Consider the following 19,562-nt stretch of genomic DNA (forward strand, 5'->3'; position numbering starts at 1 on the left):
ATCTCCGCCACCGGGGCGCATGGCCACATGCCTGCGCCCCGGTTCCGCACCACCCTTTGCCTCCGCTTGAATCCCAACTCCCCGGAGTACACCACGCATGAAACGGGAAAATATCCGGGTCGCCTTGCTCTACCGTGGGCCGCAGCATGAGGGGAAGGATGATTTTTCCTCCTTTGTCCCCATGGGGCTCTTCAATGTCTTGAAAAGCCTGCGCGATGCGGGCTACGACGCCAGTCTGCACAACCTTTCCCATACGCCCCGCGCCGATCTGCCCGGGACCCTGCGCAGCCTTAACGCGGCAGCCTATCTCCTCTCGGCCTTTTTCGGCTGCCACCATGAGGCGTATGGTCTGGCCCGGGCAACAAAGAAGATCTCCCCCGCGACTCCCGTTATCCTGGGCGGGCCCCTTTCCGTGCTCGGACCGGCCATCCTGGCCAGGGTCCCGGAGATCGACTATCTCATTCGGGGTGAGGGCGAAGAGGCAAGCGTGGCCCTGCTCGACGCCCTGTTCTTCGGGAAGAACCCGGCTGCCTCGGTTCCCGGTGTGGTGTTTCGCTCGCCGGCCGGAGGCATCAGCGAAAATCCCCCGCAACTGCTGGCTGATATCGACCGCTGCTTTTTTCTGCCCTCCGAGGTGATGGACCATTGCCAGGGGGTTCGGCCGGAAAACTTCGCCGTGCTCATCACTTCCCGGGGCTGCCCCTTCCGTTGCGCCTTCTGCTCCTCCACGGTGCTCTGGCAAAACCGGGTCCGCCATCACCGGGTGGATCTGCTGCTCCGCTACCTCCACGACCTGCGCACCGCAACCGGAGCCATCTATTTCAGCCTGCGGGACGAGAATTTCCTGGTCAACCGGAGCCATGTGCAGGCGTTCACCGAAGCGCTTGCCCAAAGCTCCCTCCATTACCTTTGGAACGCCCAGGGCTCGCCCCACCTGCTTGACGACGACCTGGCCCGCACCCTGGCCGCTGCCGGCTGCGATCAGATCCAGATGGGCATCGAGACCATCCCTCCTCGGCTCTTGGCCCTGCTCAACAAGCAGGGCTCTCCCCCCCAGATAGCGGAGGCGATCCGCACCCTGCGGCGCCAGGCCATCCGGCCTTTCGGCTATTTTATCTATGGGATGGACGAAACCGAGGGTGAGGGGACGGAAACCCTCAATTTCATCAAGCAATCCGGCCTGCTTGACGCGGTGGCCTCCCCCCTTGCCCTGTATCCCGGCACCTGGCTTGCCCAGGGCGTGGAACCGGAGCATTTTTTTGCCAAGGGCGAGGTCCTCTTCTACTCCCCAGCCTCGGCGCGGAAATGGAAAAAGAAATACCAGCAGACACTGGCCGCGCTGTATGCGCAAGAAGGGTTTCGTGCAGAGGAGGTTGCGCCGGGAGCAGCGCCGAATCTGGTCCGGACCGTTGCCCGCCATTTTCAGCTTCTGGGACAAGGCGACCTGGCCGGGGCGGAAAAAATCCTGCTGACCCTGACCAGGAAGCAACCCGAAAACCCCTGGGGCTTTGAATTGCTCTCCCGGCTGTATGATGCTCTTGGCGAAAAAAAGAAGGGTGCGGTCATGCGTCGGCAACTGCATTTGCTGACCGGAGGTTCCCCATGAACGCGGAGGAGCGAAACCGCGTTAACTTCCCCCTTTCTGGTACTTGAGCACCGCCCGGTTATGCTCGGCCAGATCGTTGGAAAAATAATGGGTTCCGTCATTTTTTGAAACGAAATAGAGATAGGGCGCCGGGGCTGGATGCAGCACGGCAACGATGGCGGCGCGGCCCGGGTTGGCGATGGGGCCGGGAGGCAAGCCGTTGATCAGATAGGTGTTGTACGGGGTGAGTGTTTGCAGATCCTTCCGGGTGAGATTGCCGTTAAAATCGGCCAGGCCGTAGATCACGGTGGGATCGGTCTGCAGCCGCATCCCCTGCCGCAACCGGTTTAAAAAAACCTGCGCGATGAGGGGCCGTTCTTCCGGCGCGGCGGTTTCCTTCTCCACGATGGAGGCCAGGGTCAGCACCTCGTGGGGCGTAAGACCCAAGGGGTTGTCGCGCAGATCGCCCAGCTCCTGCCGCACCTGTCGGCCCCGTTCAAGCATCAAGGCGATGATCTCCCGGGGGTTCTGGCCGCGCACCAACTGGTAGGTGTCCGGGAACAGATAGCCTTCCAGGCTTGCTGCCCGCACCCCATGCCGGGCAATGATCTCCGGGTCACGCGCCAACTCGAGAAAAAGCTCCCGCTCCCCCCAGCCGCCCTGGGACAGAATGTCGGCAAGCTGATAGATGTTGCTGCCTTCGGGGATGGTGACCGACCAGCGCACGGTGGCTCCGGCTGCAAGAGCCCGGAGGATGTGGTACGGGGTTTGCCCGGGGCTGAACCGGTATTCTCCGGCCTGCAAGCGCTGGCTGAGCCGGGAAACCCTGGCAAGGACATAAAAGCCGCGCCCCGGCGGGATCACCCCTTTTTCGGCAAGAATTCTCGCTATTCCGGCAAGGCTGGTTTTAGGCGGGATCAGGACCTGCAGCTCACTCCGCATGGGCATGGGAGTAACCGCATAGGACCAGAGCCAGAGCCCGAACCCGGCCAGAGCCAGAAAGGCAACGCCACAGAGCCACACCGCCAAGCGGCGGATAGTTTTGGACAGGTGTTTGCCTTTTTTCCGGACTCCCCTTCCCTGGCCCAAAAACGGATCTCCTGCGGATTATTACACTGAAACGCCATTGCCCCCGCGCAAACGGGAGGCAATGGCGTTATGCCTTCATTGCGGCTTAATCCTCAAAAACAATGGACAAAATCCGGTCCATGTTCTTCACCGGGATGAATTTGATCTTCTTGCGGAGATCCTCGGGAATCTCCACCAGATCCTTCTTGTTCTGCTCCGGGATGATCACCGTGGTGATCCCGGCCCGCAGGGCGGCCAGGGCTTTTTCCTTGAGGCCGCCGATGGGCAGCACCCGGCCGCGCAGGGTGATCTCCCCGGTCATGGCCACATCCTGGCGCACCTTTTTCCGGGAAAGCGCCGAATACATGGCCGTGGCTATGGTCACCCCGGCGGATGGGCCGTCCTTGGGGATAGCGCCGGCCGGCACATGCACATGGATGTCGATTTCCTCGAAATAGCTGTCGCCAAGCTTGAGCTTTTTAAGGCGCGAGCGGCAGAAACTCAGGGCGGCCTGGGCCGACTCCTTCATCACCTCGCCCAATTGGCCGGTCATGGTCAGGTTGCCCCTGCCCTTGAGGATGGAAATCTCGATGTAGAGGATCTCCCCGCCCACTTCGGTCCAGGCAAGGCCGGTGGCCATGCCCGGCTGGTCGATGATTTCGGTTTCCGACTCGGGCGTGTACTTGGGCGGGCCAAGATACTTGCTCAGGGTCCGGTCGGTGAGGGGAAACGGACCCTTGTTGCCTTCCGCTACCTTGCGGGCGTTTTTTCGGCAGATGGTGCCGATCTCCCGTTCCAGATTCCGCAACCCCGCTTCCCGGGTATAGTTGGTGATGATCTTGGACAAGATCGCGTCGTCGAACTGGACATGCTTGGCCGTGATGCCGTTTTCCTCAAGCTGGCGGGGCACCAGATAGCGGCGGGCGATCTCGATCTTCTCCTCCAGGGTGTAGCCGGCCAGACGGATCACCTCCATCCGGTCGTAGAGCGGGGCCGGAATGGTGTCCGCCATGTTGGCGGTGGTGATGAACATGACCTTGGAAAGATCAAAGGGCATGTTGAGGTAATGGTCGGTGAAATCGCTGTTCTGGGCCGGGTCCAACACCTCGAGCAGGGCGGAGGATGGATCGCCCCGATAGTCGGCGCCGACCTTGTCGATCTCGTCGAACATGAACACCGGGTTATTGGTGCCCACGGTTTTCAAGCCCTGGATGATCCGCCCCGGCATGGCGCCGATATAGGTGCGGCGATGGCCGCGGATCTCGGCTTCATCGCGCATGCCGCCCAGGGAGATGCGGTGGAACTTGCGGCCCATGGCCCGGGCGATGGACTGGCCCAGCGAGGTTTTGCCCACCCCGGGAGGGCCGACAAAGCAGAGGATCGGCCCCTTGGTCGTTTTATTGAGCGAACGCACGGCCAGGTACTCGAGGATGCGTTCCTTGACCTTGTCCAAGCCGTAATGATCCTCGTCCAGCACCGCCTTGGCGACCTTGAGATCAAGCCGGTCCTTGGAGCCCTTGCGCCAGGGCAGATCTAAAATCCAGTCGATATAGGTCCGGACGATGGAGGCCTCCGAGGCGTCGGGGTGCATGGTCTCCAGCCTTTTCAACTGCTTGCCCGCTTCTTTTTTCACCTCGGGCGGCATCCTACATTTTGCCAGCTTGTCCCGCAGTTCGTCCATTTCCTGGGAGCGGTCGTCGATATCGCCCAGCTCTTTTTTCAGGGCTTGCAACTGCTCGCGCAGATAGTACTCCCGCTGGGTGCGGCTCATCTCCTCCTTGGCCTCGGACTGGATCTTGGCCTGCATGGTGGAGACTTCCAGCTCTTTCTGCAGGTACTCGGCCACCTTTTTCAGACGCAGAGCCGGGTCAAAGGTTTCCAGCACCGCCTGGGATTCGGACACCTTGAGCTGGAGGTTCGAGACCACCAGATCGGCAAGCCTGCCCGGCTCCTCCACGTTGTTCAGAATAACCATGAGGTCGGAGGACATGATGCCCTTGAGCGAGAGGATCTTTTCCGTCTGCTCGCGAACATTGCGCATCAGCGCCTCCATCTCGACGGAGACCTCCTCCACCTCTTCATCCTGGATCAGCTCGATCCGGGCGATATGATGGGGCTCTTCCTGGATAAAGGCTTCGACCCGCGCCTTGCGCAGGGCCTGGACCAGCACCTTGAGACGGCCGTCCGGCAGTTTGAGGGTGCGCATGATCATGCAGACCATGCCCACATCGTACATATCCTCGGATTGGGGCTCGTCCAGGGAGGCGTCCTTCTGGGTAACGAGCATGAGGAGCTTGTCCTTGCTCATGGCGTCGTTGACCGCGCCCACCGAAGCAGGCCGCCCGACAAAGAGGGGGATGATCATATAATTGAAGATAACCACGTCCCGCACCGCCATGAGCGGCAATTCGCCAGGAATCTCCTGCCCTTCGGAATCATGAAAATCGTTCAGTTCTGAGGTCATGGAATCATTAATATCCACAACATGCCTCCAGGTTATATTTTATCGGCAAACCGGCCCTGCCGGAAAGTACAAGGGTTTAAGCTGGGCAACATAAGCACCCCTATCAATGAAGTCAAGGCGATATCGTCGGGCTGGGCCAGTCCGGAAATATGCTTGAAGAAATCGCGGTTTTGCACCATAGTAACGCCTGCGACCGGCAGAATGCTCCATGCTGCGCAACAGACGCACTCTCAACAATCATGCCATGACGGCCAACAAAAAACAACCGGCAACCGACCCCGATGAACCTGACCAACGCTTCTTTTTTTGATCTGAGCCGCTATGCCCATGCCTCTCTTTTCGCGGCCGGGGAATACCCCTGGCAGGCGCTGGGACGGCTGAAGAGCTACATGGCGGAGTATCCCTGGCCGCCCATCCTTTGGCCGCCCATCCCAGGCCCCTTGCCGGCCACCCTGGTTCTCCACGACGGGATGCTGCTGGAAGCCACCGGTCTTGCCATCGAATTCGGCGACGCCACCAAGGGCACGCTCAAGGTTTTCCGCGAAGGCACGCTGCTCGATGGGGCCAGCGTGCTCATGGCCGGGGCGGTGCTGGCCGGCGGGCCGCTCAGTATCGGCAAGGGGGTGCTGGTTGAATCCGGGGCCTTTATCAAAGGTCCGGCGATCATCGGCGATCAGAGCGAGGTCCGGCAGGGCGCCTATCTGCGCGGCCACTGCCTGGTGGGCGCCCGCTGCGTGGTGGGACACGTCACCGAGGTCAAGCATGCCATCTTCCTCGACGATGCCAAGGCCGGACATTTCGCCTATCTGGGCGACAGCATCCTCGGTAACGAGGTAAACCTGGGGGCGGGCACCAAACTGGCAAACCTGCGCTTCACCGGCGGCGACGTCCTGGTGAAAACCCCGGAAGGCCCCATCAGTTCTGGGTTGCGCAAATTCGGGGCAATCTTTGGCGACAAGGCCCAGACCGGCTGCAATGCGGTGACCAACCCCGGTACGGTGCTCGGGAAAAAATCCATTGTCCTGCCCAACACCACCGCGCCTTCCGGCTGGCACCTCGGCAACTCGGTGATCCGGTAACCGTTGAGCAGCACCGCATCTGCTTTGTCATCGGCCTGTCCGCATACCATGTGTATGGGCGGACAGACCTCTTGGTCGGCACTGCTGCCGACAATTGACACACGCATCTGCGGCACTGCTCAACGGTTACTATTGCGGGTCTGTTGTAATTTGGTGCTGGATTGCCTGATCCGTTAAGCCGTCCCGCCCATCTCAAAATAATGGGCAAGGCCGAGGATGAACTCCAGGCAAATGGCCGTCACCAGAAAAAGACGCACCGTTCTGCTGACCGGCAGCCGCTCCTTGACCAGCCGCTGCAGGACGGCGGCAATCACCAGGGTGGCCCCCAGACTGATCGGCGCCACGGACAGCATGTGGATAAGGGTTTCCACCAACGAATGCATGGCCCGTCCGGGAAAATACCGGATACTGACCAGCAGATAGACAACGGCCAAGACCGCCAGGGAAAGGTGCTCCCGTATTGTTTGCATATGCCCCCTGTTTGAAAGGTTTTTCCAGATATCCCCGCCCCGGGGAAAATTCCAGCCCATTGTAACAGGAATTACAAATGACACAATCGCTCAACGCCCTTTTTTCGCCGGAAACAAACCCCGATCCCGCTGAGTTGCACCCCTTCTCCCTGCTCTGCGACACCCTCTTTTTTTATTCCCTGCCGGGCGAGCCGGGTAAAACCGCGGCGCAGGGATTCATGACGGGCTACACGCCGGTGCACCTTGCCGACGAAGAACAGGCCCGCTTCCAGTCCCTTGCCCGGGAACTCAAGGGCCATGAGGCGGAATTCCATGGCGGGCTTCTGGCCTCCCTTTCCGCCGGTCATGGCGACCGGGACGAGGCCTCGGCCGGGTCGCTGGCTTCCAGTCTGCGCTCCGGCCCAAACAGCGCCGATTCCCCAAAAACAACGAGCGAAGCGCTCTGGAAGGCCATGCTCCTCCTGAAACTGGCCGAGATGTTCCGGGAAGAAGAGCGGGAGATCGCCCAAGGATTCTTGACCATCTCCGGAAAAGAGGCCGAACTGTTTGCCGCCATCCGGGGCGAGGAGACAGAAGAGGAAGGAGAGGACGAGGAAGATGCGCGGGCCCTGCGGGAGCTTGCCGCGGCCACAACGCCGAACGGGCCGGCGATCAACCTGACCCGGCTGGCCAAAGCCTGGGGCCACCTCTACCTCCGGGATGCAAAGGCAACGGAATTCCCTCTGCTGGTTACGACCCAGGCGGAACTTCAGGGAATGCTGGCGGAGGTCTACGAGGCGCTCAGCGGCAAACCCCCGACACAATTGATCAGCCTCACTCTCCCGGCCCAGAGGGCTAACGCCGAGGAGGGGGCTCTGGCGGAGCAATTCAAGAGCGCCACCGGGGCGGCCAGGGGCCATTTCAACCGGCTGCTGCTCGAGATTGGAGCAAGCGGGACACTCGCCGCCGAGCGGCTGGAGGAGGTGCAGGGGGCAGGAAACGAATTGAACAGGGCAACCCTTCCTTTTCTGAAGAACTGCCCCACCGAAAAGACCATGCGTTTTTACGCCTACGAGGGCGCCTCGTTGGTCGAACTTTTCGCCGAACTCTGCGGCGAAACACGGACCGCCACGGCGAAAGTCACCGGGCTTCTCGCGGTTTTGAGCTGATTTTCCGCCTAGCGGTACGGGTTGATGGTCAGCACCGGGCAGGGTGCGGTCTTGACGATCTTCTCGGCCACGCTGCCGAAAAGAATCTTGTCCAACCCCTTGTAGCCATGGGTGCCCATGACAATCAGATCCGCCTTCTCCTTTGCGGCAAAGCGGTTGATCTCCTCGACCACGTCGCCGCTCAGAATCGCCGTGCTATGCGGCACCGAACCGTTGAGGGTTTCCGCCACGAAGCTCTTCATTTTTTCCGTGGCGCTTTTGACCATCTCTTCCTCAAGCTGGATGATGGGCATGTGGGGCACGAAAAAGCCGGAATAATCGTCAAAGCTCTGCACCACGAAAACAATCACCACCTCTGCCTTGAATTTGGCGGCAAAGTCCACGGCCGTGCGGAGGATCTTTTGCGAATTCTCCGAAAAATCCACGGGCACCAGAATCTTTTTAATTTCGTTCATTTCCCCTCCTTATGGTATAGATGTCACAATTTAACCGCGACCACCACCTGGCCGTTATTCCCTCTCCACTATCAGGCTAGCAGAATGCTTTTCCCCTTGTCAACTGGAGAGACCTCCCTTTGAATCCACACCCGGAGCAGAACCAGATGTCCATTTCCCTGCCCGAGGCCATGGCCGACATCTTTGCCCAAGGCGGCATCCTGGCCGACAAGCTGCCCGGCTACGAATCGCGCCCCAGCCAGATCCGCATGGCCGAGGCCATTGGCGCCACCCTGGAACTGGCGCACGGCGAGAGGCCGGGGATGCTGGCGGTGGAGGCGGGCACCGGCACGGGCAAAACCCTGGCCTATCTGGTCCCGGCTATCCTCAGCGGCCAGAAGGTGGTAATTTCCACCAATACCCTGAACCTGCAGGACCAGATCCTCACCAAGGAAATACCCTTCATCAAGAAACACCTGGCCCCGAGGCTCAACGTGCTCTGCATCAAGGGGCGGCAAAACTATCTCTGCCTCTACCGCTGGCAACAGTTCCTCGCCTCGCCCCAGCGCACGGTCCTGGCCGATGACCGCGACACCCAAAAGGTCGCCGACTGGCTGGAAGAAACCGAGACCGGCGACCGCAGCGAACTGGCCTGGCTGGCGGACAACGCTCCGCTCTGGCAGGCAATCACCGCCTCGGCCAGCCAATGCCTGGGCGGAAACTGCCCGGACACCTCCCAATGCTTTATCACCCGGCTGCGAAAAAAAGCGGCCCAGGCCCAGTTGCTGGTGGTCAACCACCACCTCTTCTTTTCCGACCTGGCCCTGCGCCGTTTCGGGCATGCCGAGGTTTTGCCCCGCTACGAATCGGTGATCTTCGACGAGGCCCATCACCTGGAAGGGGTGGCAACCCGGTATTTCGGCACATCCTTCAGCCAGTATCAGGTGATCGATCTGGTGAAGGATGTGGAAACCGCGGCCCAGGCCGACCTGACAGGCCGCGCCAAGGATGGGGTGGTGCAGACCGCCCGGGCCCTGGCCAAGCAGGCCGACCTTTTTGCCGAACTCTTCCCGAAAGAACGGGGCCGCTTTGCCCTGCGGCAATTCATCGAGCGGTTTCCGGGCTGGGAGGAAGAGCGGCAGCGCATGGCCGACCAGATCAAGGGGGTGTGCAATCAACTGACCAAGGCGGCCATGAACGGCGAGTCCTGGCTGGGCATGCAGCGGCGGGCTGAGGAGATGCTCGCCGCCTTCACCGCCATCACCGAGGCGCAGGATATCTCCTCGGTGTATTGGTACGAACGGCGGGAGAAAACCGTGGCCCTGTCCGCCTCGCCCATCGACATTGCTGAAGAACTGCAGGACTTTCTTTACGAGCAGACCCGCAACGTGATCTTTACCTCGGCTACGCTTACCACGGACAACACCTTCACCTACTTTTTCAGCCGCCTCGGCCTGCCGAGCGACACCCCGGTCCTGACCCTACCCACCCCCTTTGATTACGAACAGCGCACCCTGCTGTTCGTGCCGGGCAAGGGGTTTCCCGAGCCCGCGGATCGAGAGTTCCCACGGGCCAGCCAGCACCTGATGCAGGAGCTGATCATGGCCGCCAATGGCCGCACCCTGCTGCTGTTCACCAGCCTCAGCGCCATGCGTGCCGCCCACGAGGTGCTTCTCGCCCGGCTGCCCTTTCCGGTGTTGATGCAGGGGGAGGCTCCCAAGGCGCGGCTGCTGGAAGAGTTCCGGGACCAGACCCATTCCGTGTTGCTGGCGGTGGCCAGTTTCTGGGAGGGGGTGGATGTGGTGGGCGAGTCGCTCAGTTGCGTGATCATCGACAAACTTCCGTTTGAAGTCCCCTCGGACCCTGTTATTATGGCCCGCATGGAACGGATCAAAAACGAGGGCGGCAATCCCTTCTACGATTTCCAGATCCCCCGCGCCATCCTGACCCTGCGCCAGGGCGTGGGCCGGTTGATGCGCAGCGCCACCGACCGGGGGGTCCTGGCCATCTGCGATGTCCGCCTCTTCAGCAAGCAGTACGGCAGACTCTTCCTGAAAAGCCTGCCCCCAAGCCCGGTCTGCCGCGAGATTCCCGCGGTGCGGGATTTTTTCCAGGAGGACGAGTTATGAACAACGGTGAGCTGCTTGCTCTCTTCAAGGAAAAGTCCGTCCGAATCGACGCGGTGATGGAGGCGGACCTGGCCATCGTCGAAAGCCCGCTGCTGGCCCAGATCATCCGCCACGCCATCTTCCAGGGCGGCAAGCGCATCCGGCCCCTGCTTACCCTGCTGGCGGCAAGCCTGGTCGGCGATCCTCCAGCAGATACGGCGCGGCTGGCCATCTCTTTTGAGTATCTCCACGCAGCCAGCCTCTTGCACGACGATGTCATCGACCATGCCACCCTACGGCGCGGGGCCAAAACCGCCAATACCCTCTGGGGCATGGAGCCGGTGATCCTGGCCGGGGATTACCTGCATGCCCATGCCATGGCCCTGGCCAGCGAGGTGGGCGGGCCCACGGCCATGGCCCTGATCGGCCGCGCCACCGCGGCCATGGTCGAGTCGGAATTTTTGCAGATGCACAACGCCCAGGAGATCCTCATCTCCGAGGAAAAATATTTTCAGGTGCTGATGGGCAAGACCGCCGCCCTCATTGCCGCGGCCTGCGAGGCGGGGATTGGTCACAACCAAGGCACGGCCGAGCAACGGGCCGCCCTGCGCACCTATGGCACCAACCTGGGATTGGCCTTTCAGATCGTGGACGACCTGCTGGATTATCTCGGCGACCCGGCAAAAACCGGCAAGGCGGTGGGCAACGATTTTCAGGAGGGCAAGATGACCCTGCCGCTGATCAAGACCCTGGCGCGGGCAGAGGCCAAGGATCGCGAGGTGCTGGTCGGACTGCTCAAGGCAACGCCGCAGGAACGCAGCGGACAGCAGGCCTTGGCCCACACCATCATCGAAAAATACCAGGGCTTTGCCCTGGCCAGAACGCAGGCGGAATCCCTGCTGGCCGAGGCCCTGGCCGGGCTTGCCATCTTCGGTGAGACGCCGGCAAAAGCGCCCCTGGCGGGCCTGGCCCACTATGTCTTGAGCCGGGACAAGTAGGCATGGCCAAGGGTTCCCCGAAAAAACCAGCCCGAAAGGGCGCGAAAAAAAAGAGCGGCCGGAGTTTTGGCCTTTTCTGTCTTTTTCTTTTTGTGGTCGCGACCCTGGTTGCCGGCTTCTATTTCATGGCGCTCTATCCTGGCTCCGTGCCGGACCCCGCGACACCCACCCTGAGCGGACAATCAAAAAAGAAGCCCCTGAACCGGGAAACGGATGCCTTGCCAGGAATACTTTACGAGGAACCGTCCCTGCCCCACCAGGCGCCACCGGTCACGGCCAGCGCCAAGAAACCGACGACAAAAAACATGCCGGGCAAACCGCTTGTGGCCATTGTCATCGACGACATGGGCGACCGGCAAAACACCGGCCAAGCCCTCATCGCGCTTGACCTGCCCCTCTCCTTCGCCTTTCTGCCCTTCACCCCCTTTTCCGAGGCGTTACAAAAAAAGGCCCGGGCCAAGGGGCGCGACATTCTCCTCCACCTGCCCCTCGAACCCGTGGACTCAAAGGCAAACCCCGGCCGCGGCGCCCTTACCACGGCCATGGACCCGGAAACCATGCAGTCCCTCTTCCGCGAAGCCCTGCAAACAGTCCCCAGCGCCGTGGGGATCAGCAACCACATGGGTTCTCGCTTCACCGCCGACCCAAAGGCAATGCGGACCCTGCTCCCTCTGGTCCGGGAGCGGAACCTTTTTTTCCTGGACAGCGTCACCGGAGCCAAAAGCGTTGCCTATGATCTTGCCCGGGAGATGGGGATACAAACGGAACGCCGCACCGTTTTCCTGGACAACGACCAGAACCCGGACAAAATCCAGGCCCAGCTTGAGCTTCTTGTTCAGCTCGCCGGAGAGCACGGCCAGGCCGTGGGCATCGGCCACCCCTATCCGGCCACGGTGGAGGCCCTGCGCCGCTATCAAACCCAGTTGCGCACCCGCGCCGAGATGGTCGGGGTCTCCCGCCTCGTTCACTGAGGCGCGCTTGCCTTTTCGTTTCCTGCTCGCCCTGGAGCCAATTTTCGATTACATTTACACCTGTTGTTTTTGCAAGATTGAACCTTTTTTGTTTCTTGCCTACTCGGAGCCCCATGCATCTCATCTCCCTCAATATCGGCACTCCCAAGACAGAGCATTTTCACGGCAGCGAGGTGGTCACCGGCCTCTGTAAGCTTCCGGTGCAGGGACAACTGCTCCTGACAAAAACCGGCTTTGCCGGAGACGGGGTGCACGACAAAAAACACCATGGCGGGGAAGACAAGGCGGTTTGCGCGTACAGTGCCGACTACTATCCCCACTGGGAAACAGTGCTGGGGGAGAAATTACCCCCGGCCGCCTTTGGGGAAAACCTCACCGTTGCCGGGTTGAGCGAAAAAGAGATCCACCTCGGCGATTGCTTCCGGCTCGGCACCGCCCTGCTCCAGGTAAGCCAGCCCCGGCAACCCTGCAAGACCCTGGCTGCCCGCTACGGCAGGAATGACTTTGTCAAACTCGTTGTCGAGTCTGGATATACCGGTTTTTATTTCCGGGTGATTGCAGAAGGCATGGCCGGGCAAAACGATGCGCTCGAACTCGTGACACCAGACCCCGGAAATGTTTCCATTGCCTATGCCAACCGCATCTATCACCACGACCGGAAAAACCGGGAAGGGATCGCACGGGTGCTGGCGGTGCCGGCCCTCTCCGCTTCCTGGCGGAAATCTTTTCAGGAGCTGCTTGAAAATCTCAACCCCGCCTAGCCGGACCCGGCCGGCCGGAAGCCCTTTGCCCCGCCCTTTCCAGACACAATGAACGTGTGAAAATCATGCCGCCCATCATCACCTTGACCACCGATTTCGGCCTGCAGGATGAATATGTCGGGGTTGTGAAGGGAATCCTTGCCGCACGGGCTCCGCAGGCGCAGGTCATCGACCTCTGCCATGCTGTCGCCCCCCACGATATTGCCCAGGCCGGGTTTGTTCTCCAGGCGGCGACCCCGTATTTTCCCGCGGGCACCATCCATCTGGCCGTGGTTGATCCAGGGGTGGGAACCCGGCGCGCGCTCCTGATTGTGCAGGCCTCCGGCCACTACTTTGTCGCTCCGGACAATGGCTTGCTCACCTATTTTCTTGCCGAGCCCAGGTTTCAGTCCGCCATCTTCATTGACTGTGCCGACTTGTACCTGCAACCGCTCAGCGCCACCTTCCATGGCCGCGATATTCTCGCCCCGGTGGCGGCGGCCCTGGCCAATGGCACCGCCCTTTCTTCCCTTGGCGTTCCAGCGCTTAAGGAAAATCTTACAAAACTTGTATCCCCCGCCTTGCAAATTGACCGGATTCGTGGCAACATGGCGGGGTCCGTGATCCACATCGATCATTTCGGCAATCTGACCACGAATATCCACCAGCGTGATCTTGCCGGCCTGGCCGATGATCCGGCGTCCATCCAGATCTTTCATAAAAATCAGCAAATGACCGGCCTGGCAAGCGCTTACGCATCCCGGGCGGACAACCAGGTGCTGGCGCTCATCGGCAGCCGCGGCTATCTTGAATTGGCGGCCGCCAAGGGGAATGCCGCGGAGATTCTGGGGGCGAAAGCAGGTGATCCCGTTCAGGTAATCCGAAAAAACGACGCGTAACTTCAGGGAAGGAAACAGCTCCATGCATGACCAACACATCGAAGACATCGCCAAGCTCCTCAAGACCATGTCGCACCCGATCCGCCTGAAGATCCTCTGCCTGCTGCAGACCGGGGAATTAACCGTGGGTGATATCCACAAAGAGGTGCACACCACCAACGCCAATGTTTCCCAGCATCTCTCCATCCTCCGCAACCAAGGGATAATCGCCTACCGCAAGGATGCGAATTTCATCTACAACCGGATTGCGGAAGGGAGAGTAACAGAATTGATCAAAACCATGCGGGAACTTTTCTGCGAAAACCCCTGATCCCCCACACCACTCAGGAGGATTCCACCATGATCATCACAGACTGGGTTCATGTTATTGCCGGCGCCTTCATCCTGATCAGCCTGTCCCTTGGCGCCTGGGTGCATCCCTACTGGTATTTTTTCACCGCCTTTGTCGGAGCCAACCTCTTCCAGTACGGTTTCAGCAAATTCTGCCCTCTGGCCATCATCCTTAAAAAACTCGGTGTGCCGGAAACCCGTGCCGACCAAGGATGTCACCACACATAAAACGTCGGCCACGTGTGCGCCATCAGGGCAAACCGGGCTGTCCAGCTTGCCCCTCCGCTTTTTCTTCTGCTCACCCCCCCTCTTGCCCGCCCAAGGCAATTGACGCTTGGCGGAGCTCCTATCCCGTGATACACTCGTATCGAGCGATGCGCACCGAACTGCCGGCGGCGGCTTGATCTTTTCCGTCAACAGGAAAACCCGCGATGAAGTTGACCATGAGAACCCGACTGACCCTGGCCGTCTCCCTGCTCTTTCTCTGCATGATGGGAGCCACTTCCTTCCTGGTGCTCACCGTTATCAAGCAGCAGATCAAGGAGACCATCTCCACCGAGCAGTTTTCCCTGCTCTCCGAGGTAGCGAGTTCGCTGGAGGACAAGCTCACCCTGGCCCACTCCCAACTTATCGCGGTTGCACCCCGAATCACTCCGGAAACCCTTGCTTCCGCCGAAATCGCCCAAGAATCTCTCGACAATCGCGCAGGTCTGCAAAAGGTTTTCGACAATAACATCTTCCTTTTCTCCCCGGAAGGGAAGGTCATCGCCGAGTCACCCTTTCTCCCCAACCGGAGAGGCCTGGATTTATCTTTCCGCCCCTACATCAAAGATACCCTGGCCACCTCCGCCCCGGTTATCTCCGACCCTTACATCTCCACCCAATCCCACAAACACCCGGTGATCATGATGACCGCGCCGGTTTTTGACCGGGAGGGCAAGATCATCGCCATTCTGACCGGCAGCCTTGACCTGATGAGCCCCAATATCCTGGGCAAGCTCGCGGAGAAAAAAATCGGAAAAAACGGCTACCTCTATCTGCTCACCGCGGACAGAACCATGATCATGCACCCGGATAAGAACCGGATCTTCAAAAAAATTCCCGAAGGGAGAAACCCCCTCTATGACCGGGCGCTTCAGGGATTTGAGGGCACGGAGGAAAATATGAGCGGCGCGGGAGTGCCCATGCTCACCTCTTTCAAGCGGTTGCGGGTGAAAAATTGGCTGCTGGCCGCGAATTTTCCCCAGGCCGAGGCCTATGCCCCGCTCATCCGGGCCGCGCAGGTTCTGCTGGCCGGAATGGTGTTCATCACTGTCGCGGCTTTCGCGATCATCCGCTATTTCAGTCAATACCTGACCAGGCCGCTCCTGGCGCTTACCCAGCATGTGGCGAATTTGGCGGATAAAAAAGGAGAAGCGCGGCTTTTCCACGCCACGGCCCATGACGAAACCGCCACCCTGGCCCGGGCATTCAATGCCATGCTCGAAAAGCTCGATCGCCAACAGGAGGATTTGCGCCAGCGGGAGGAGCTCTACCGCACCGTCACCGAGTTCGCCTCGGACTTCATCTTCTGGCGAGCGCCGGACAAAAAGATGATCTTCGTCTCAAGCAATTGCGAAACCCTCACCGGCTATAGCGAGGAGGAGTTCCTTGCCGACCCCGGGCTTCTGGACACGCTCTTTCACCCGGAAGACCGGGAACGATGGCTCAGTCATGTGCATCCCAAGGATGACGCAGGCAAGGAAATCCCCCTGGAATTCCGGATCGTCACCAAGGGAGGGGAGGTCCGCTGGGTCAGTCATGTCTGCACCCAAATCCAGGTTGAGACGGGCCGCTCTCTTGGTTTGCGGGGAAGCCTTGCCGATATCACCGAACGCAAGCAGGCGGCAACGGAACAAGAAATGCTGAAAAGCCAGCTTGTCCAAGCCCAGAAAATGGAATCCATCGGCATCCTGGCCGGAGGGGTTGCCCACGACTTCAACAACATCCTCTCCATCATCCTCGGCTACAGCGAGCTGTTGCAACTGGAGCTGGCGGAAAATAGTCCTGCCAGGGAGAAAGTCCAGATCATCAACGAGGCCGGGCACCGGGCCGCCACTCTGACCAGGCAGCTTCTCGCCTTCAGCCGTAAACAGGTGGTCCACATGGCCCCCTGCAGCCTCAACCAGCTCATCCATGACCTGACCAAAATGCTGGGCAGGATGATCGGGGAAGATGTCTCCCTGGAGTTTCGCCCCTCAGCCGAAGACGACACCGTGCTCATTGATCCGGGGCAGATGGAACAGGTGCTTCTCAACATGGCGGTCAACGCCAGGGATGCCATGCCCAATGGCGGAAGTCTGGTCATTGAGACGAAAAACCGGGAGCTGGATGCGGAATACGCCAAGACCCATGCGGATGTAATTCCGGGCCGGTATGTGGTGCTTTCCGTGAGCGACACGGGCCTGGGCATTAGCAGGGAAATCCAGGACAAGATCTTTGACCCGTTCTTCACCACCAAGGAGCGGGGAAAGGGCACGGGCCTGGGGTTGGCCATGGTCTACGGCATCATTAAACAGTTGGGCGGCCATGTCTTTGTCTACAGCGAACCGGAACAAGGCACGACCTTCAAAATATTTTTGCCCATTGTGCGGGATGCGGCCAGGAAAACGCCGGAGTCATCCCCCCTGCCCCTGCCCCGAGGCAATGAAACAATTTTGGTGGTGGATGATGAAGCCTTGATCAGGAACCTGGTCAAAGACATCCTGCGCCCTCTTGGCTACACCATGCTTGAGGCGGAGAGCGGCGCGGAGGCCATCCAGGCAAGCGATGCCTTTGCCGGACGGATCGACATCCTGCTCACCGATGTCATCATGCCCGGCATGAACGGCAGGGAACTGGCAGAGGCCATAACCGCACGAAGACCGGAAATCAAAACCATCTATATGTCCGGCTATACGGATAACGCCATTGCCCACCACGGGGTTCTTGGCCCGGACGTCGTTCTGATCGAAAAGCCCATCACCGCGGAAAAACTCTGTAGTGTGCTGGGCGCGGCATGCGACAGGTTTCAGGGATTAGCGGCAGGCACGAAGCCTATTCTGTAACAACCACAAAGCACTTCAGCCTTCCAAGGCCAGGGCAATCGCCCGACCGACCGGAACAAAAGCCGCCCGAGCCTTGACTGGGTCCGGCGACCGCCGCAGACGGCCGAAAACCCGCACCTGCCCGATTTCGGCGATGGTGCGCATATTATCCTCGGCCAGCAGATCATCCTCGTCGGAGGCTCCATCGGAAAACACCACCCCAAGAACCGGAATCCCCCTCCGGCGCAGGCCCTCCAGGGTGAGCAGGGTGTGGTTGATGGTGCCAAGACCGCTTTTCGCCACCACCAGGGTGGCAATCTTCAGCTCCTGCAGCAGATCCACCAGCAGGAGTTCCCGGTTGAGTGGCACCATGATCCCGCCAACCCCTTCGATCACGAGCAGCTCATACCGGGCCGACATCTCTTGATATTTCTGGCGGATCAGCTCCGGATCAACCCTCTTCCCCTCCTGCTCTCCGGCGAGGTGGGGCGAAGCGGACAGGGCGAAATAATACACCACCTGACTGCCGACCAGCTCCGGCTCAAGAGGAATACCCGCCATTCCCAGACATGCCTTGAGGTCGGCGGGCGGAAATTCCGGCCCGGTGGCCGCCCATTTCTGGTAGCCGGCCTTGACGCCTTCTTTGCGGAGAAAATCAAGGAGCAACCCGCAGACATGGGTCTTGCCCACATTGGTGTCCGTGCCGGCGACAAAAATCGCGTTCATTTCTCCCCCCTGACGACAAAGGCCTGATAGGTGGCGGGATACCCGCCGTGGGTTGCCTGAAACCAGCCATCAAGCTGGCGCAACCGCCCCCGGGTCAGAGCACCCGGCAGTTGGCCGCCGCCGGTGCCGGTCTTGCGGATATGGTCCAGCAAAGCAAGAAGCGACCCATAGTTTCGCACCTTGATCTCTTCCTGCACGACAAAACGGGGGAAAATCGCCCCGAGCAAGCCAGCCAGATCCTCCCCGGCGGGAAACCCATGGGGCGGCAAACGCACCTCCTGGCCAAAGACCTGGCTCAATCCCTGGGCCAGCTCGCTAAAGGTCCGGGGGCCGAACAGCACCCCGGCAAAACACCCTTGGGCTGAAAGCAACCGGCCAATCCGCGCCAGGGCCGCGCCGAGGTCATCAAACCATTGCAGGGTGGAGTTGGCGCAGATCAGCTCGAAATGGCCGGAACAGGCAGCCAGGAATCGTTCCCCATCCTCGCAGAGCACGGAAACATTTCCCTTATCCGCCAGCCGCTTTTGGGCCAAGCGCGCCATGCCTTCGGCAAAATCCAGGGCAATGATCCGGCCCTCCGGATAGCGCTCGGCAAGCAGGGCGGTGAACCGTCCGGTGCCGCAGCCGATCTCCAGGATGCGCCGGACGCCTTCGCTGCGCTCCACCCCGCTGTCCTCGGGAAGCTCCCGAAACAAGCGGGCCGCCAGATCCTTCTGCACCTCGGCATGGGCGTCATAGGTTCCGGCGGCGCGGGAAAACCGCTTCCGGATTCTTTGTTTTGCGGTCTCACTCACCTGGGGCAAACTCCCGGTCGAGAAAAAGGGCGTGGCCGCCGTGCTCGATGATGGAGGTGCGGACTCCGGGAATCTGGGCCGCTTCCGCCACCGGCGCGATGATATCCCGCCGGCCGTGCCAGCAGGATATCCGGCAGGGGGAAAGTTGCGCGGGCAGCCGCCATTGGCTCAAATAGTCGAGACCCCGGCCAAGCACCTGCACATCGAGGGATTCCAGCAACGAATCCTGCTGTTCGGCCGCAAAACGGAGGAATTCCTTTTTATAGCCCAGCAGGCTTTTGCGGTAAAAATCCCGCAGGAATGCCGCAGGATCTGCCGCAAGCCCCAGGCGGATGGTTGCGATTTCCGAAGGCGGCCAGAAAGCGCGCATGCCCACCAGGGTGAGGCGCGCCACCTTTTCGGGGAAGGCGCAGGCACAATCAACAGCCAGGAAACCGCCCATGGACCAGCCGACCAACTGGACGGTTTCAAGATCGTGTTGGGCGCAAAAAGCGAGAATCTCCGCCTGGGCGGTGGCCGGGTCCAGGGGAGAGGACGGGCGTACCCAGTCGAACCGCCGTCCGGACAGGTCAAGGACCTGCCCGGAAAATCCCCAGCCGGGCAGAAAAAGCACCGGGGGCTTTGTGTCCGGCATGGACGTGTGCGAGGGAACCGACCAGATTTTTTTCATAATGAGAACGCTG

General features: G+C 60.4%; 18 protein-coding genes. 11 read left to right on the forward strand and 7 right to left on the reverse strand.

The window, feature by feature from the left end:
* Positions 1–97 precede the first annotated feature (97 nt).
* On the forward strand, positions 98–1,606 hold the full coding sequence (locus MWR57_RS05455) for a B12-binding domain-containing radical SAM protein (protein ID WP_423123782.1): 1,509 nt from the start codon (positions 98–100) through the stop codon (positions 1,604–1,606).
* 21 nt (positions 1,607–1,627) lie between these two features.
* Here the strand turns inward: MWR57_RS05455 and mltG are convergent, their stop codons facing one another.
* Both mltG and lon read right to left on the reverse strand, forming a co-directional pair.
* Positions 1,628–2,674, reverse strand: a complete 1,047-nt coding sequence (gene mltG / locus MWR57_RS05460) for an endolytic transglycosylase MltG (protein ID WP_423123783.1) — start codon at positions 2,672–2,674, stop codon at positions 1,628–1,630.
* Between the two features lie 85 nt (positions 2,675–2,759).
* A complete protein-coding gene (lon, locus tag MWR57_RS05465) occupies positions 2,760–5,117 on the reverse strand; it encodes an endopeptidase La (RefSeq protein WP_423123784.1) in 2,358 nt (785 codons plus the stop codon).
* A 281-nt stretch (positions 5,118–5,398) separates the two neighbouring features.
* On the opposite strand from lon, the gene MWR57_RS05470 reads away from it, so the two are divergent.
* Positions 5,399–6,196, forward strand: coding sequence for an LbetaH domain-containing protein (locus MWR57_RS05470; RefSeq protein WP_423123785.1), 798 nt, complete (start codon positions 5,399–5,401; stop codon positions 6,194–6,196).
* 173 nt (positions 6,197–6,369) lie between these two features.
* On the opposite strand, the gene MWR57_RS05475 is transcribed toward MWR57_RS05470, so the two are convergent.
* Positions 6,370–6,666 carry a hypothetical protein gene (locus tag MWR57_RS05475; RefSeq protein WP_423123786.1) on the reverse strand — a complete coding sequence of 99 codons (297 nt, stop codon included), beginning with the start codon at positions 6,664–6,666 and terminating at the stop codon, positions 6,370–6,372.
* Between the two features lie 77 nt (positions 6,667–6,743).
* On the opposite strand from MWR57_RS05475, the gene MWR57_RS05480 reads away from it, so the two are divergent.
* On the forward strand, positions 6,744–7,814 hold the full coding sequence (locus MWR57_RS05480) for a hypothetical protein (protein WP_423123787.1): 1,071 nt from the start codon (positions 6,744–6,746) through the stop codon (positions 7,812–7,814).
* Positions 7,815–7,822: 8 nt separating this feature from the next.
* Here MWR57_RS05480 and MWR57_RS05485 read toward each other — a convergent pair whose 3' ends face one another.
* A complete protein-coding gene (locus MWR57_RS05485; RefSeq protein ID WP_423123788.1) occupies positions 7,823–8,269 on the reverse strand; it encodes a universal stress protein in 447 nt (148 codons plus the stop codon).
* A 119-nt stretch (positions 8,270–8,388) separates the two neighbouring features.
* Here MWR57_RS05485 and yoaA point away from each other — a divergent pair, with 119 nt between their 5' ends.
* The 8 genes from yoaA to MWR57_RS05525 all read left to right on the forward strand — a co-directional run bounded on the left by yoaA (position 8,389) and on the right by MWR57_RS05525 (position 17,380).
* Complete coding sequence (yoaA, locus tag MWR57_RS05490; RefSeq protein ID WP_423123789.1) at positions 8,389–10,377, forward strand: DNA repair helicase YoaA; 1,989 nt, start codon at positions 8,389–8,391, stop codon at positions 10,375–10,377.
* Positions 10,374–11,354 (forward strand): polyprenyl synthetase family protein, encoded by a 981-nt coding sequence (locus MWR57_RS05495; RefSeq protein WP_423123790.1) that lies wholly within the window; start codon positions 10,374–10,376, stop codon positions 11,352–11,354. Before yoaA ends, MWR57_RS05495 begins: the two co-directional genes overlap by 4 nt.
* Positions 11,355–11,356: 2 nt before the next feature.
* A complete protein-coding gene (locus MWR57_RS05500; protein WP_423123791.1) occupies positions 11,357–12,325 on the forward strand; it encodes a divergent polysaccharide deacetylase family protein in 969 nt (322 codons plus the stop codon).
* Between the two features lie 113 nt (positions 12,326–12,438).
* Positions 12,439–13,086 carry an MOSC domain-containing protein gene (locus MWR57_RS05505; RefSeq protein ID WP_423123792.1) on the forward strand — a complete coding sequence of 216 codons (648 nt, stop codon included), beginning with the start codon at positions 12,439–12,441 and terminating at the stop codon, positions 13,084–13,086.
* 65 nt (positions 13,087–13,151) lie between these two features.
* Complete coding sequence (locus MWR57_RS05510; protein ID WP_423123793.1) at positions 13,152–13,964, forward strand: SAM hydrolase/SAM-dependent halogenase family protein; 813 nt, start codon at positions 13,152–13,154, stop codon at positions 13,962–13,964.
* A 22-nt stretch (positions 13,965–13,986) separates the two neighbouring features.
* On the forward strand, positions 13,987–14,274 hold the full coding sequence (locus MWR57_RS05515; RefSeq protein ID WP_423123794.1) for an ArsR/SmtB family transcription factor: 288 nt from the start codon (positions 13,987–13,989) through the stop codon (positions 14,272–14,274).
* 29 nt (positions 14,275–14,303) lie between these two features.
* A complete protein-coding gene (locus MWR57_RS05520) occupies positions 14,304–14,522 on the forward strand; it encodes a YgaP family membrane protein (RefSeq protein WP_423123795.1) in 219 nt (72 codons plus the stop codon).
* A gap of 203 nt (positions 14,523–14,725) precedes the next feature.
* Positions 14,726–17,380: an ATP-binding protein gene (locus MWR57_RS05525; protein WP_423123796.1), complete on the forward strand. Its 2,655-nt coding sequence runs from the start codon at positions 14,726–14,728 to the stop codon at positions 17,378–17,380.
* Positions 17,381–17,395: 15 nt separating this feature from the next.
* Here the strand turns inward: MWR57_RS05525 and bioD are convergent, their stop codons facing one another.
* The 3 genes from bioD to MWR57_RS05540 are packed head-to-tail and all read right to left on the reverse strand — an operon-like array spanning position 17,396 to position 19,513.
* Positions 17,396–18,085: a dethiobiotin synthase gene (bioD, locus tag MWR57_RS05530; RefSeq protein ID WP_423123797.1), complete on the reverse strand. Its 690-nt coding sequence runs from the start codon at positions 18,083–18,085 to the stop codon at positions 17,396–17,398.
* The gene (locus tag MWR57_RS05535) at positions 18,082–18,879 is read right to left on the reverse strand and encodes a methyltransferase domain-containing protein (RefSeq protein ID WP_423123798.1); all 798 of its coding nucleotides are present in this window, start codon (positions 18,877–18,879) and stop codon (positions 18,082–18,084) included. Before MWR57_RS05535 ends, bioD begins: the two co-directional genes overlap by 4 nt.
* Complete coding sequence (locus MWR57_RS05540; RefSeq protein WP_423123799.1) at positions 18,872–19,513, reverse strand: alpha/beta fold hydrolase; 642 nt, start codon at positions 19,511–19,513, stop codon at positions 18,872–18,874. Before MWR57_RS05540 ends, MWR57_RS05535 begins: the two co-directional genes overlap by 8 nt.
* Between the last annotated feature and the right edge of the window lie 49 nt (positions 19,514–19,562).

Origin of the sequence: Hydrosulfovibrio ferrireducens, from assembly GCF_046883345.1 — a bacterium.
Classification (GTDB): Bacteria; Desulfobacterota; Desulfobulbia; order Desulfobulbales; family Desulfurivibrionaceae; genus Thiovibrio; species Thiovibrio ferrireducens.

Coding starts and splice junctions, on each gene's coding strand:
- lon (WP_423123784.1), bottom strand. CDS start 5,117: ATGACCTCAGAACTGAACGATTTTCATGATTCCGAAGGGCAGGAGATT.
- MWR57_RS05510 (WP_423123793.1), top strand. CDS start 13,152: ATGCCGCCCATCATCACCTTGACCACCGATTTCGGCCTGCAGGATGAA.
- MWR57_RS05515 (WP_423123794.1), top strand. CDS start 13,987: ATGCATGACCAACACATCGAAGACATCGCCAAGCTCCTCAAGACCATG.
- MWR57_RS05470 (WP_423123785.1), top strand. CDS start 5,399: ATGAACCTGACCAACGCTTCTTTTTTTGATCTGAGCCGCTATGCCCAT.
- MWR57_RS05525 (WP_423123796.1), top strand. CDS start 14,726: ATGAAGTTGACCATGAGAACCCGACTGACCCTGGCCGTCTCCCTGCTC.
- MWR57_RS05495 (WP_423123790.1), top strand. CDS start 10,374: ATGAACAACGGTGAGCTGCTTGCTCTCTTCAAGGAAAAGTCCGTCCGA.
- MWR57_RS05505 (WP_423123792.1), top strand. CDS start 12,439: ATGCATCTCATCTCCCTCAATATCGGCACTCCCAAGACAGAGCATTTT.
- MWR57_RS05520 (WP_423123795.1), top strand. CDS start 14,304: ATGATCATCACAGACTGGGTTCATGTTATTGCCGGCGCCTTCATCCTG.
- MWR57_RS05485 (WP_423123788.1), bottom strand. CDS start 8,269: ATGAACGAAATTAAAAAGATTCTGGTGCCCGTGGATTTTTCGGAGAAT.
- MWR57_RS05500 (WP_423123791.1), top strand. CDS start 11,357: ATGGCCAAGGGTTCCCCGAAAAAACCAGCCCGAAAGGGCGCGAAAAAA.
- bioD (WP_423123797.1), bottom strand. CDS start 18,085: ATGAACGCGATTTTTGTCGCCGGCACGGACACCAATGTGGGCAAGACC.
- MWR57_RS05480 (WP_423123787.1), top strand. CDS start 6,744: ATGACACAATCGCTCAACGCCCTTTTTTCGCCGGAAACAAACCCCGAT.
- MWR57_RS05475 (WP_423123786.1), bottom strand. CDS start 6,666: ATGCAAACAATACGGGAGCACCTTTCCCTGGCGGTCTTGGCCGTTGTC.
- MWR57_RS05455 (WP_423123782.1), top strand. CDS start 98: ATGAAACGGGAAAATATCCGGGTCGCCTTGCTCTACCGTGGGCCGCAG.
- MWR57_RS05540 (WP_423123799.1), bottom strand. CDS start 19,513: ATGCCGGACACAAAGCCCCCGGTGCTTTTTCTGCCCGGCTGGGGATTT.